At 29.0% G+C, this 12,701-nt stretch carries 13 protein-coding genes; 10 read left to right on the plus strand and 3 right to left on the minus strand.

The genetic code is table 11. The features are described 5' to 3' along the window. Positions 1-117: 117 nt before the first annotated feature. On the minus strand, positions 118-2,121 hold the full coding sequence (locus tag COL3_RS06510; protein WP_008429956.1) for a KUP/HAK/KT family potassium transporter: 2,004 nt from the start codon (positions 2,119-2,121) through the stop codon (positions 118-120). Positions 2,122-2,388: 267 nt separating this feature from the next. Between COL3_RS06510 and COL3_RS28590 the strand changes: the two genes are divergently transcribed. The 5 genes from COL3_RS28590 (at position 2,389) to lon (ending at position 7,386) form a co-directional block, all read left to right on the plus strand. Then, positions 2,389-2,529 (plus strand): hypothetical protein, encoded by a 141-nt coding sequence (locus COL3_RS28590; RefSeq protein WP_008429954.1) that lies wholly within the window; start codon positions 2,389-2,391, stop codon positions 2,527-2,529. 108 nt (positions 2,530-2,637) lie between these two features. Then, entirely contained in the window at positions 2,638-2,793 is a 156-nt protein-coding gene (locus COL3_RS28595; RefSeq protein ID WP_008429952.1) for a hypothetical protein, read from the plus strand. A 20-nt stretch (positions 2,794-2,813) separates the two neighbouring features. Continuing rightward, positions 2,814-4,220 carry an AmmeMemoRadiSam system protein A gene (gene amrA / locus COL3_RS06515; protein ID WP_008429949.1) on the plus strand — a complete coding sequence of 469 codons (1,407 nt, stop codon included), beginning with the start codon at positions 2,814-2,816 and terminating at the stop codon, positions 4,218-4,220. A 108-nt stretch (positions 4,221-4,328) separates the two neighbouring features. Beyond that, entirely contained in the window at positions 4,329-4,892 is a 564-nt protein-coding gene (locus COL3_RS06520; protein WP_008429947.1) for a TetR/AcrR family transcriptional regulator, read from the plus strand. 127 nt (positions 4,893-5,019) lie between these two features. Next, positions 5,020-7,386 (plus strand): endopeptidase La, encoded by a 2,367-nt coding sequence (gene lon, locus COL3_RS06525; RefSeq protein ID WP_008429945.1) that lies wholly within the window; start codon positions 5,020-5,022, stop codon positions 7,384-7,386. A 229-nt stretch (positions 7,387-7,615) separates the two neighbouring features. Here lon and COL3_RS06530 read toward each other — a convergent pair whose 3' ends face one another. Continuing rightward, on the minus strand, positions 7,616-8,170 hold the full coding sequence (locus tag COL3_RS06530; RefSeq protein WP_008429943.1) for a manganese efflux pump: 555 nt from the start codon (positions 8,168-8,170) through the stop codon (positions 7,616-7,618). Positions 8,171-8,365: 195 nt separating this feature from the next. Between COL3_RS06530 and amrS the strand changes: the two genes are divergently transcribed. Then, positions 8,366-9,352 carry an AmmeMemoRadiSam system radical SAM enzyme gene (amrS, locus tag COL3_RS06535; protein WP_008429942.1) on the plus strand — a complete coding sequence of 329 codons (987 nt, stop codon included), beginning with the start codon at positions 8,366-8,368 and terminating at the stop codon, positions 9,350-9,352. A gap of 45 nt (positions 9,353-9,397) precedes the next feature. On the opposite strand, the gene COL3_RS06540 is transcribed toward amrS, so the two are convergent. Continuing rightward, positions 9,398-9,976 carry a hypothetical protein gene (locus tag COL3_RS06540; RefSeq protein ID WP_242982110.1) on the minus strand — a complete coding sequence of 193 codons (579 nt, stop codon included), beginning with the start codon at positions 9,974-9,976 and terminating at the stop codon, positions 9,398-9,400. A gap of 293 nt (positions 9,977-10,269) precedes the next feature. Between COL3_RS06540 and COL3_RS06545 the strand changes: the two genes are divergently transcribed. The 4 genes from COL3_RS06545 to COL3_RS06560 all read left to right on the plus strand — a co-directional run bounded on the left by COL3_RS06545 (position 10,270) and on the right by COL3_RS06560 (position 12,621). Then, positions 10,270-10,677, plus strand: a complete 408-nt coding sequence (locus tag COL3_RS06545; RefSeq protein ID WP_008429938.1) for a GNAT family N-acetyltransferase — start codon at positions 10,270-10,272, stop codon at positions 10,675-10,677. A 62-nt stretch (positions 10,678-10,739) separates the two neighbouring features. After that, positions 10,740-11,375 (plus strand): hypothetical protein, encoded by a 636-nt coding sequence (locus COL3_RS06550; RefSeq protein WP_008429936.1) that lies wholly within the window; start codon positions 10,740-10,742, stop codon positions 11,373-11,375. Between the two features lie 55 nt (positions 11,376-11,430). Next, the gene (locus COL3_RS06555; protein ID WP_008429933.1) at positions 11,431-11,871 is read left to right on the plus strand and encodes a YiiD C-terminal domain-containing protein; all 441 of its coding nucleotides are present in this window, start codon (positions 11,431-11,433) and stop codon (positions 11,869-11,871) included. Between the two features lie 126 nt (positions 11,872-11,997). Further along, on the plus strand, positions 11,998-12,621 hold the full coding sequence (locus COL3_RS06560) for a GyrI-like domain-containing protein (protein ID WP_008429931.1): 624 nt from the start codon (positions 11,998-12,000) through the stop codon (positions 12,619-12,621). Positions 12,622-12,701 lie beyond the last annotated feature (80 nt).

A 12,701-nucleotide genomic window follows, 5' to 3' on the forward strand; every position in this document is an offset into this window, starting at 1 on the left:
CCAATCTACTTCCTTGTCTGATGAAAAATAATCATGGCATTTTGGACTTGTTATTTATTTTCATGTGCCTTAAACTTTGTTTTATAAAGTTTAAATACCTAATTTAATTGGGAAGTATTATTTTTCAGTTCTTTTTAAAATTGTATGATTTTGGTGTCCTATAAATAATGGGACATTTTCTACATCAACGTCACTATTTTCAAGACCAAACCATCTTGTTGGAGATACAGTATATCTTTTTATAAAGAATTTACACTTAAGAATAAGTTCTTCCCAAAAATTCAATTCTGTTTCATATGATAATTGTTCTTGGATTAAAATAAAACGGAAATCGCCAACTTTTCTATCTGGAATAATTGTGTAGTTTCTGGCTTGATGTTCTATTTCACCACTTTCTACTAACTCAGTTGATATTTGGCGTAAAAATACATTTAATTTTTGTGGTACCCTAAATCCAAGCTTTATTTGAACTTTTACAATGTATGAGGTTCCAAAAGTATCTACACTATATTCAGCAACGTAAGGTTCATCAGTAACGTGAATATTAACAAACCAATACACATCTGCTTTTTTTGGCCTTTTATCCAATATAGAATACATAATTTTTCTTTCAATCTGCTTTGGTTTGCTAGAACTAGTTAGACATACAAGATTTGTTGTATATTTAGGACGATCTGGATCTTTCCGTAATTGGTTAAGTGTTTCTTTATAATCTTCAATAGGTACATTATTTATTAAACGCATTTTAATGTAGTAACTTTTAATCCAAACATACATAACTGAAAAAATTGCTAAAGCAATTAAAGCAGCGATAAATCCTCCATGCATAAATTTAACAATATTTGCAATAAAGAAAGAAAATTCAAATGTTATAAAGAAAATAAGCATAATTAAAGCAGCAGCAAATGAAGTTTTTTGTTTTAATAAATAATTAAATAAAAGAATAGTTGTCATTAACATAGTAACTGTGATTGATAAACCATAGGCTGCTTCCATATGTTCTGAATTTTGAAAGTAAAGAACAATTCCTATACAAATAATCCATAAAAGTGTATTAATTGCTGGAATATAGAGCTGCCCTTTAGAATGAGATGGATACTTAATATGTAACCTAGGAAATAAGTTAAGTTTAATTGCTTCAGAAACTAGTGTGAAAGAACCTGAAATTAAAGCCTGAGAAGCAATAATGGCAGCTAAAGTCGATATAATTATACTAAAAATCAAAAAAGTGTGTGGAATCATTTGAAAAAATGGATTTAAGTCTTCTATATTAAGAAATAATGGATTATTCTTAGAAGATAATACCCAAGCGCCTTGACCAAAATAATTTAGCAATAAACATACCTTTACGAATGGCCAGGAGCAATAGATATTATATTTGCCAACATGACCAAGGTCGGAATAAAGAGCTTCGGCACCAGTTGTTGCTAAAAATACGCTTCCAAGAATAAAGAATCCTAATTTATTATCACTACTTAAAAGAATATTAATTGCATAATATGGAGATAATGCGCGTAATAATGTTAAATTATGAGATAGCCCAATTATTCCGAAGATTGCTAATGAGGAAAACCAAATGAGCATTATTGGACCAAACATTTTTCCAATTAAGTCAGTACCAAAATGTTGAATAAAAAATAGAAGACTTAGTATTATTATGACAATTGTAATAATAATATCCTGATTCATACCAAAAAGAATATTAAAGCTTGGAATTAGTTTTAACCCCTCAATTGCGGAGGTAACAGTTACAGCAGGAGTAAGCATCCCATCTGCAAGTAATGCGGAACCACCAATCATGGCTGGGATAATAAGCCATTTTGCACGATTACGAACCAAAGTAAAAAGCGAGAAAATTCCACCTTCGCCTTTATTATCTGCCTTTAAAGTTATTAGAACATATTTTATAGTAGTTAAAATTGTTATTGTCCAAAAAATTAAGGACAAAGAACCTAAAATAAAATTTTCCGATATGTTGCCCAAACCACCATTTCCTTGGACAATCGACTTCATTACATAAAGTGGTGAAGTTCCAATGTCGCCATAGACAACCCCTAATGTTACAATAATTCCAGCCAAACTAAGCTTTGTAAAATTATTTTGTTTCATAGTTGATTTCATATTTAGCCTTCCTTTACATTAATTATAATCATATTAATTACTATTTATATTTATTGCTTCAACTATATTATAAAATTTAATTGTTAAATTAAAGTAAAAATGGTACTTTAATCTGTAAAATAATATTTATCATAGCACTATGAAAAAAAAAGTCAACTTATTTTTGAATATATAATAGTTGAAATTTTCCAGTTCTAATTTTAAAGAAATATAAAATAATATAATAGATAGCTAATATAATAAAAAATGGCGAGGAGTATGAAAGTTATGAAAAATAAACCTTATGATAAAAGAAAAAGCATTAATAGTCTTGGAAGCGATTTGACTACAGCTATTCAAAATCTCCATGTTAGCGGAGAAATGGTTGAAAATACTAATGGCGAAAAAACCAAGAATAGTAAATCATAAGCTCGAATTATTTATAATAAAATAGTTTGTTTTTAGAAATAATAGTGTTATGACACAATTATAATGAAATAAAAATTATACATGTATTATTACAAAGGAGGATTTATTATGAGTAGAAGAAATAATGGTGATAAATATCGTGAAATGATGAGTATAGGGAACTTTACTAAACATGCAGTGGAAAATTTCGAAGAAAATATAGTAGAGCAGAAGAACTACTTAGAAAAGGTTAGGAATAATTTAAAATCTAAAGATATAGAATAATTTCATGGAGAGGTGAAGAAATGGAAAATATATTAGGTTATTACTTAATGCCTCACCCGCCAATTGTCATTCCTGATATTGGTAAGGGTGAAGAGAAAAAAATAGAAGAAACAAGTTTAGCATGCAATAAAATCGGGAGAGAAGTAGCAGACCTTAAGCCTGATACAATAATTATTATAACACCTCATGCTACCATGTTTTCAGATGCAATTGCCATATCTGATGAAGAAACAATTTCAGGAGATTTGAGTCAATTTAGATGCGCAAATATAAAAATGGATATTCCAATTGATAAAGAATTTAATATTAAATTAGGCACAGCCTGCCACTTAGAAGGAATTCCATCGGTTTTAGTAAATTCTGAATTATTACGCAGATATAATGTTAGCTATGAGTTAGATCATGGAACTATAGTTCCATTATATTTTATTAATAAGTATTACAATGAGTATAAACTAGTTCATATTACATATTCCATGATAGGAGATATTAATTTATATAAGTTTGGTATGGAAATAAAAAAAGTCGCAGAGGAATTAAATAGAAAAGCTATAGTAATAGCAAGCGGGGATTTGTCCCATAAGCTTAAGGAGGAAGGCCCATACTCATATTCACCATATGGAGAAAAATTTGATCGTGAGCTTTTAAATAATCTTGAAAAAGGTGACGTCATTAAAGCTTTTAATATGAATAAGACTATGGTTGAAGAAGCGGGTCAATGTGGATTAAACTCTGTGTACGTACTTCTAGGCTCAATGGAAGGAAAAGAGATAAAGGGTGAACTCTTATCTTATGAGGGAACCTTTGGTGTTGGATATGGAGTAATGAAATTGAAAAATCAAGAAACTCCCAAGAATTATTTGGAAGAACTGATAAGTAATAAGGAAGAAAAACTTCGAAAAAAATTAGAAAGTAATAATCCTTATGTAAAGTTGGCAAGAGAAAATTTGAATCATTATTTCTCTCACGGAAAAAGTTTAGAAGATGCGTCTAATTTACCAGAAGAACTTTTAAATAAAAGACATGGGGTTTTTGTATCGTTAAAGAAATTTGGTAATCTTAGAGGATGCATAGGTACAATAGCACCAACAACTAACAGTGTAGGTGAAGAAATAATTAGAAATTCCATAGAAGCAGCTATGAATGATCCAAGATTTCCAGAAGTCTCTGAAGATGAAATGAATGATATTGATATATCCGTAGATGTACTTATGGATTCTGAGCCATGCAGTAAAGAAGATTTAGATCCTAAAAGATATGGAGTCATTGTATCTTCTGGAAGGAGACGTGGTTTATTATTACCTGATCTTGAAGGAGTAAATACTGTAGAAGAGCAGTTGCAAATTGCTTGTGATAAAGGCGATATTGATTTTGATGAGGATTATAATATTGAAAGATTTGAGGTTATAAGATATAAGGAAGATTAGTTAAAGGGACATATTGGTATATTTAGACTTTAATTTGCAAAAAAGTTAAACACCTATTGACAATAAAAGAATGTTCGTTTATTATAGAAATATAATAGAGGTGTTTAAATGAGAAGGAAAGATGATGAAAAAGAAAAAAGTATAAAAGAAGCCGTAATTAAGCTGATACTTAAAGAAGGTTTTCATGGTACTTCCATTTCTAAAATCGCAAAAGAAGCAGGAGTTTCTCCAGCTACAGTTTATATTTATTATGAAAATAAAGAGGTAATGTTACAGGATATATATCTTGAGTATAGCGAAGAAATTTTTGATTATGTTCTTAATAAACTCACTGATTATATGGATGGACAGCAATTAATTGAAATGCTAGTTAAAGAATATTATATATATATTAAAGAGCATAATGAAATTTTTCACTTTGTAGATCAATTTTCAAATTGTCCAGCTTTATCAAATCAATGTTTAACAAAAAAAGGTATAAACAATCTAAATGGTTTTTTGGATAAAATGAAAGAAAAAAAAGTTTTTAAAGATTTTCAAAATGATAATTTAAAAGCAATACTTTTTTTCCCGGTAAAATCAATTGCAATAAATCAATGTATAGAAGAAGCTGAAAAAGCTGAGCTACTTAAAGAATTAATTAAAATTGTACAGGATGCTTTACTACTATAATTAAAAGAATTTAATTAAAGCGAGAGAATTTTGTGAATCAATGATTACAAAGTGTATCTCGCTACAATTAGACAGATAGTTAAATGAGCATTCGTTTATAAAATTACTGAAAGAGAGGATGATTAAGATGACTAATTTAAATAAAGGCGTAGTAATTCCTATTTATGATATTGTATTATTACCAGGAATGATTCACACATTAAAATTAAATAGGTTTAGTGAAAAAGAAGTTGAACATTTAGGCGGGGAAGAAACAAATATTGCTTTACCTCTAAAACAGGGGTTTGGTCAAAGTCAGTTAAAGGAAGACGATTTTCATAAAGTTGGAGTTTCATTTCAAGTAAATGAGATGGAAAAAACAGAAAAGGGATACCAAATAAAGATTAAAGTACTAGATAGAATTGAAGTTAAGGCATTTCATATTGAAGAAAATTCTATTAATGTAGAATTTGAATTTGCACCTGATATTATTGATATTGAAGAAAAAAGCCAAGAAGAAATGGTTGCTTATATTAAAAAGGTTACTCATGAAATCAGCGAAAACTTTAGAGGTTCAGAAGATTTCATGAAAACAATAGAAAATCAAAAGAATTTAAATAAACTTATAGGATATTTAACACACTTTATGCCACTTTCAAATGAAGAAAAATATGAATTATTAGAGACTCAATCACTAAAGAATAGAGGACTTAAATTCATGGATTATTTATTAAAGCAAAAGGAAGCTTTAAAGTTACAATTTGAATTGGCACAAAAATTTACTGAGAAAGCTAATAAAAATTATAGGGAATCAGTATTAAGAGAACAATTAAAAGCTATCCAAAGTGAATTAAATGAAGGAAAAGGCAGTGGAGCTAAAAAAGAAAAAGACTATTTAAATAGAATTGAAGAAGCTCAAATGCCAAGTGAAATAAAGGAAGCAGCTTTAGAGGAATTAGAAAAGCTAGAAAGTCAAAGTCCAAATAGTTCAGAATATAATGTTATACGAAATTACTTGGATTTACTAGTTCAGCTTCCTTGGAAAAAGAGTGAACCTAAATTAATTGATTTAGAAGAAGCAAGACGTATATTAAATGATGAGCATTATGGCCTTGAAAAGGTAAAAGATAGGATAATTCAACATTTAGCAGTAATGCAGCTTAAGAAGAATAAAAAAGGTTCAATTTTATTATTAGTTGGCCCTCCAGGAACCGGAAAAACAAGTTTGGGTAGAAGCATAGCTGAAGCTCTTGGAAGGAAATATATAAGATTAAGTCTTGGTGGTGTACGAGATGAAGCTGAAATTAGAGGTCATAGAAGAACTTATGTAGGAGCAATGCCAGGAAGAATTATACAAACTATTAAAAAAGCTGGTGAAACAAACCCAGTAATGATTTTAGACGAAGTAGACAAGTTGATGGCAGGCTATAATGGTGATCCAGCTAGTGCATTACTAGAAGTATTAGATCCAGAACAAAATGACACATTCACTGATCACTACTTAGATTTACCTTATGATTTATCAGATGTATTCTTTATAGCTACAGCAAACTCTTTAGACACAATTCCTAGACCTCTATTAGATAGGATGGAAGTAATTCAAATTTCAAGCTATACTATTAATGAAAAATTCCATATTGGTAAAAATCATTTAATCCCATCTATTCTTGAAGAGCATGGATTAAATAGCAGTCAAGTTGTAGTTGAAGATGAAGCTTTGAAAAGAATTATAAGTGAATATACTTTAGAGGCAGGTGTAAGAGGACTTAAAAAGCAATTAGCAGCAATTGCAAGAGTTGCATCAGAAAAGATTGTTTCTAATAAGGCTGAGTTACCATTTAAGGTTACAGCAGATGATTTAGATGACATTCTTGGAAGAAAAGTTTCAAGCCATGATAAAGCTCAAAATGATAATTCGCCAGGAGTAGTAACAGGATTAGCTTGGACACCTGTAGGAGGAGAGATACTTTTTATTGAAGCAACTGGTATGCAAGGAAATGGACAAGTTACTTTAACAGGTCAACTTGGAGATGTAATGCAAGAATCTGCAAAGATTTCCTTAAGTTTATTAAAATCAAGATTGCCAATAAATGCAGTTAACTTTAAAGAAAGAGATATTCATATACACGTTCCTTCAGGATCTGTTCCTAAGGATGGACCATCAGCTGGAATTACTTTATTCACAGCACTAGCATCTCTTGTTACAGGAATAAAGGTTGATTCTAAATTAGCTATGACAGGAGAAATTACTTTAAGGGGAGCAGTCCTTCCAATAGGCGGATTAAAGGAAAAATTATTAGCAGCACAAAGAGCTGGAATAACAAAAGTATTAATTCCAAAAGATAACGTAATTGATCTTAAAGATGTCCCAGATGAAGTTAAGCAAGAATTAACTATAATTCCAGTAGAAACTGTAGAAGATGTTCTTAAAGAAACTTTAGGAATATCATTACCAAAAATAGAACACGTATTTAATCCTACTAATTTTATCGAAGGAACATTTGTTGTAGATTAATTAGAAGAGCATATTATTAAGGGAGCATCAGAAAGAGATGCTCCCTTTTATAGGTTATATAGATACTAATGTTATAATTTGATTTACTATATAAGCCTGATTACATGTTTACTAAATCTCTATGTGGATACCTTCACCAGAAATTATAAATATTTTCATAGTTTTTCGTAACAAAAATATTTATGATTTCGGTAAGCTATCACATAGGTTTAGATTACTGTTGTGATACCTAATCAAAGATTTGGGATAGACCTATTATAATCATTAGTATTCCAGCTAAAATTGTAGGTTTTTTTCCTACGTTTAGTTTAGTAATAAATTTTAATGCGTAATTACCAGAAAAAAATATTCCTAAACTAATTATGAAATAAGGCAAAGAAACCATAAATGCACTATAACCTACTAATGCAGAACTAACTGAACTACTTATATCATCAAGAGCTAGGGCAATGCCAATAGAAAAAGCTTCTTTAAATCCTAGTTCTTTTACATTATTTTTATTTGCTTCAATATTATTTTTATCGGAAAATGATGTGTATATCATTCTTATACCCATGATGACCAATAGCAGCATACTTATAATTGAGCACTCAGTATCATTAAGAAAATAAGATATAAATTGTCCAAATAATGATGCTAAAAAAGAGACCAAAAAAGCAAGAGATGCTATTAATAAATTTTTAGCCAGCTTAACTTTTACTCCAGCTACACTATATGCTACTCCTACACCAATATTATCTATACTATTAAGAATTGCAATAACAAACAAATAAAGTACTTGCATAGTTTTCACCTCCTAAAATAAATTAAGTAAAACTATTTTTGGAAGAGAAAATTCAATTAACCTAAGCATTTATATTAAGGATGAGCTACTATGCTTTTCTTACATTATATGCAGGATAACATAGTATGTTGTAAATATTAATTAGTGTAAAGGGTAAAATATATAATAAAGAGATATTTAAAGAAGGTGAAATGATTGGATGCAAAAATACCATTTTATGAAGAATATAAAGATAAAATTAGATGTAGAGTCTGTCCACATAATTGCATAATTGATGAAGGTAAATTTGGTATATGTAGAGTTAGAACTGTAAAGGACAATATGCCTACTGCAATTAATTATGGAGAAGTGACATCAATGGGAGTTGACCCTATTGAAAAGAAGCCTTTGTATCATTTTAAGCCATCAAAAGATATTTTATCTATTGGAAGTTTTGGCTGTAATATGACTTGCAGTTTTTGTCAAAATCACGAAATATCCCAAGGTAAACCAGAAACACAATACATAAATGTAGAAAAACTAATAGAGATTATTCCGTCGATAAAAAATAATGTTGGTGTTGCATTTACTTATAATGAGCCTTTTATGTGGTATGAATATATGTATGATGCAGCTAAAAATATAAAAGAAAGCACTCCCGAAACCAGTGTTGTAGTTGTTACTAATGGTTATATTAATGAAGAACCGCTTATGGAGCTTCTTCCTTATGTTGATGCTATGAACATTGATTTTAAAGGATATACAAACAGGTACTATAGTAATATTTGTGGTGCAAAATTAGAACCAGTTCTTGAAACTATAAAAAAATGCAATTCTCACTGTCATGTGGAAATAACAACATTACTTGTAAGTGAGGAAAATGATTCATTAGAGGAAGCAAGACAAATTGCAGAATTTATAGCTAGTGTCAGCGAAGATATACCTCTTCATTTAAGCAGATATTTTCCACGATATAAAATGGAAAATGCTGCAACCCAGGTGGAAAAAATAACAGCTGCTCAAAATGAAGCAAAGAAATATTTAAAACACGTATATGTAGGTAATGTTCAAGGGGTAGATAATAATACTTATTGTGATAACTGCAATGAATTGCTGATTGAGAGAAATGGGTATTCCACAGAAGTTTTTATAAAGGAAAATAAGTGTGAAAAATGTGGAGAGGAGATTAACATTATATTATAAAATAAATAAAGTTGAAGCAGGGAAATTAAATTCCCTGCTTCAGCTTTATTTATTAAGTGTAAAAGGATTAAATTTAATTGCACCGCTATATTGATAAGGATAAAATTGTTTTAAGTGGCAAAGATAATTTATCCATTGTGCAGTTAGGGTTTTGTATACTCTGCAAATATCACCATTAATATGAATGCTGTCATCGTCAGTTAATTCCTTGTATTGTAAGAATATAATTTCATCTCTTAAATGCATTAAAGACATAAGTAAATCTGCAAATGTTTCATGTTCTAAAATATTTTCATTGCTTATAAGATTAGATAAAATATCTCTGTTTTCTATAACAAGTTTCTCAAGCTTTGGATAATCAATTTTTTCGAATTTAATATTATGATCATGAAGTTTAAGTTTGTCCCCAGATGATTTTAAATCACTGAAATCTAAATTTAATAATTGAATTTTTTCATCACCAGCAACTATTATTTTCAAAAGAGTAAATCCAATATCACTAAAAAATAATCCCACTAGCATGTTCAATTTACTTAAGCGTTCAAGTTTAGTTCTTCTTTCAACAAGCTTTTCAAATACGAGTGTTACTGCAAGTATGTTTATAGGAATAAAACATAAGCTCATCAAAGAATAATAAATAGTATTTTCCAATTGACCAAATATTAAGTAATGAACAAAAAACATTATGAACGATAAAAAAATTAGAATGAATGATACAAATAAATATTGTTTAAGATTTTTCATAAGTACTCCTTTAAAATTTAGTTAATATTAATTACAATGCCACATTTATATAACTAGTACAAATATCATTATTTGTATTCTTGTAGCAATTGGCCTATAATATATTAAATGTTATCAATTTTAGAAGTGGATTGTCAAATTAATTATAGTTAACCGGTAGAGGGGGAAATACAATGGATACAAATGAATGCATAATAAGCAAAGATAAAAATCTATTACAGATAGATAGAATATGTGAATTATTAAAAATGACTTATTGGGCTAACAAAAGAGATAAGGAAACTATTATAAAATCAATCGAAAACTCAGTTTGTTATGGAGTATATTGTGAAAATGTACAAGTAGGTTTTGCAAGAGTTATAACAGACTTTGTTACTAATTTCTATATTTGTGATGTTATTATAGATGAGAAATTCCAAAAAAGAGGATTAGGTAAAAAACTAATAAAGGAAATATGTAATGATAATAGTTCGAAATCTTTATTAGGGCTATTAATTACTGAGGATGCTCATAAACTATATGAAAAATTTGGCTTTGAAAAAGATAGTAGAAGTTTTATGTGCAAAAAAAGAAATGAATAGTATTTTATTTGTAATGCATTTTTATTTTTAAATTTGTGGTATTAGTTAAAGGGGAAAACAAAATGAGTGAAGATTTAATTAGTTATTGGGAAAAATGGATTGAAGGAGAAGAGGAAATTGATCTTACAATAGATGGTATTATTCTAAAATATTCAATGATAAATAAGCAAAATAAAGATGGAGTGAGAGATTGGGTGTGCTTCACATCTAAGGAGAAGTTATATTCATTCATTAAGTATGTTTTGCTGCCATCAATTCAAATTTCAAGAACTATAGGAATTAAGGAATCAGAAGTATATCTAGATGTATGTGATTATGAAAAAACCATAAATTTGTTAAAAGCCTTTAAAGCAAATAATTATGAAATTGCTATAGAAGATTATAATAGATGGCTAAAGGAATTAGAAGGACTAGAAAATGGAGATTTTAATTTTGATGACATTCATAGTTTTATTCATAAAGTGAGTGATGAAATAGACACTAGAGAAGTTGTCCACTTAGAAGTGAAGTTATTCGAAAATATAAAATGCGTTGGCAGGAATCTTGTAAAAGAATACGAAGACAATAATATGTTAGATGTTTTAGAAACAAAATTTGAGTTAAGCAAAGATGAAATAATATGGCTGTTTGAAGCTATTGATGATAATAAGTTTATGATTAAGAGAATAACTACATTATTAAATGAGAAATTTGTTTAGATGCTAAGATATTTTATTAATTTTAATTCAAAGTGATTTTGGGAGGATAGTAATTATGAATAAATATGAATTTGAGGAATTTATACATGATAAAATTCCAATTACCAAAGCTATGGGGGTAAGTGTTGTAGAATTCACTCCATCAAAGGTTAGGATATTAGCCAAACTAGAACCCAATATTAATCATAAGCAAACTGCATTTGGTGGAAGTATAAATACATTAATGACGATTTGTGGATGGGCAATGACATTTATAAATATTAAGGAAATAGATCCAGATGTTCATATAGTAATTAAAAAAAGCAATATCAATTATTTAGCGCCAATAAGAGAAGATTTTATTGCAGAATGTGAATTACGTAATGAAGAAACTAAAAAAGAATTTCTTGAAGCATATGCTAGGCATAAAAAGAGCAGATTGAATCTTAAGGTTTATATTAAGGACGAGAAGACTATTTTTGCTGAATATGAGGGGCAATATGTTGTTTTTAAATAAGTCAGAAGCAAAAAATAATTCTGGTATTTTTGATTTGGTATTTTTTTATGCGCCGAAAAAGTTAATATGACTTACTGTTGTCATATTCAGTATAGTATATTTTGAATAGGATAGGAGTGAAGTTTTATGAAATATGAATGGAAAAAGCATGCAAAAGAATATTATATGCCTAAGAGTGAGGTAGAAATAATTAAAATTCCAGAATTTAAATTTTTTATGATTAAAGGAAAAGGAAATCCGAACCATGAGCATTTTTCAGAAGCGGTAGGTGTTCTTTATTCCCTTTCTTATGCAATAAAGATGATGCCTAAAAATGGAGTGACCCCAGAAGGATATTTTGATTATACGGTTTTTCCTTTAGAAGGTGTATGGGATATTAGTGAAGAAGGAAAAGGAAAGAATAATCTAGATAAAAACGAATTTATTTATACTATTATGATTAGGCAGCCAGATTTTGTAACAGAAGAAATAGCTATGAAAGCAATTGAAATTGTTAAAAAGAAAAAGCCACACCCTTTACTAGATAGTGTTATCTTTAGCAGCATAGAGGATGGGTTATGTGTCCAAATGGCGCATAATGGTTCTTATGATGATGAACCAAGGAGTTTTCAAAAGATGAAAGAATTCTGTGACCAAAATAATCTTGAAAGAGTGTCAATGCCTCATAGAGAAATATATATTTCTGATGCCAGAAAGGTAGAACCATCAAAATTGAAAACTGTTTTACGTTACAAAGTAAATTATAGATAAACAGAATGTGAACTAGATTTATGCGGTAGCTTACCGAAATAATAAATATTTTTGTTCCGAAAAACTATGAAAATATCGCT

Origin of the sequence: Clostridium sp. LS (assembly GCF_002760435.1) — a bacterium.
GTDB lineage: Bacteria > Bacillota > Clostridia > Clostridiales > Clostridiaceae > Clostridium.

What these genes read in the sequence shown, in the direction of transcription:
- lon (WP_008429945.1), top strand. Translation starts at nt 5,020, where the DNA reads ATGACTAATTTAAATAAAGGCGTAGTAATTCCTATTTATGATATTGTA.
- COL3_RS06545 (WP_008429938.1), top strand. Translation starts at nt 10,270, where the DNA reads ATGGATACAAATGAATGCATAATAAGCAAAGATAAAAATCTATTACAG.
- COL3_RS06560 (WP_008429931.1), top strand. Translation starts at nt 11,998, where the DNA reads ATGAAATATGAATGGAAAAAGCATGCAAAAGAATATTATATGCCTAAG.
- COL3_RS06550 (WP_008429936.1), top strand. Translation starts at nt 10,740, where the DNA reads ATGAGTGAAGATTTAATTAGTTATTGGGAAAAATGGATTGAAGGAGAA.
- amrA (WP_008429949.1), top strand. Translation starts at nt 2,814, where the DNA reads ATGGAAAATATATTAGGTTATTACTTAATGCCTCACCCGCCAATTGTC.
- COL3_RS06540 (WP_242982110.1), bottom strand. Translation starts at nt 9,976, where the DNA reads ATGAGCTTATGTTTTATTCCTATAAACATACTTGCAGTAACACTCGTA.
- COL3_RS06510 (WP_008429956.1), bottom strand. Translation starts at nt 2,121, where the DNA reads ATGAAATCAACTATGAAACAAAATAATTTTACAAAGCTTAGTTTGGCT.
- COL3_RS28595 (WP_008429952.1), top strand. Translation starts at nt 2,638, where the DNA reads ATGAGTAGAAGAAATAATGGTGATAAATATCGTGAAATGATGAGTATA.
- COL3_RS06530 (WP_008429943.1), bottom strand. Translation starts at nt 8,170, where the DNA reads ATGCAAGTACTTTATTTGTTTGTTATTGCAATTCTTAATAGTATAGAT.
- COL3_RS28590 (WP_008429954.1), top strand. Translation starts at nt 2,389, where the DNA reads ATGAAAAATAAACCTTATGATAAAAGAAAAAGCATTAATAGTCTTGGA.
- COL3_RS06520 (WP_008429947.1), top strand. Translation starts at nt 4,329, where the DNA reads ATGAGAAGGAAAGATGATGAAAAAGAAAAAAGTATAAAAGAAGCCGTA.
- COL3_RS06555 (WP_008429933.1), top strand. Translation starts at nt 11,431, where the DNA reads ATGAATAAATATGAATTTGAGGAATTTATACATGATAAAATTCCAATT.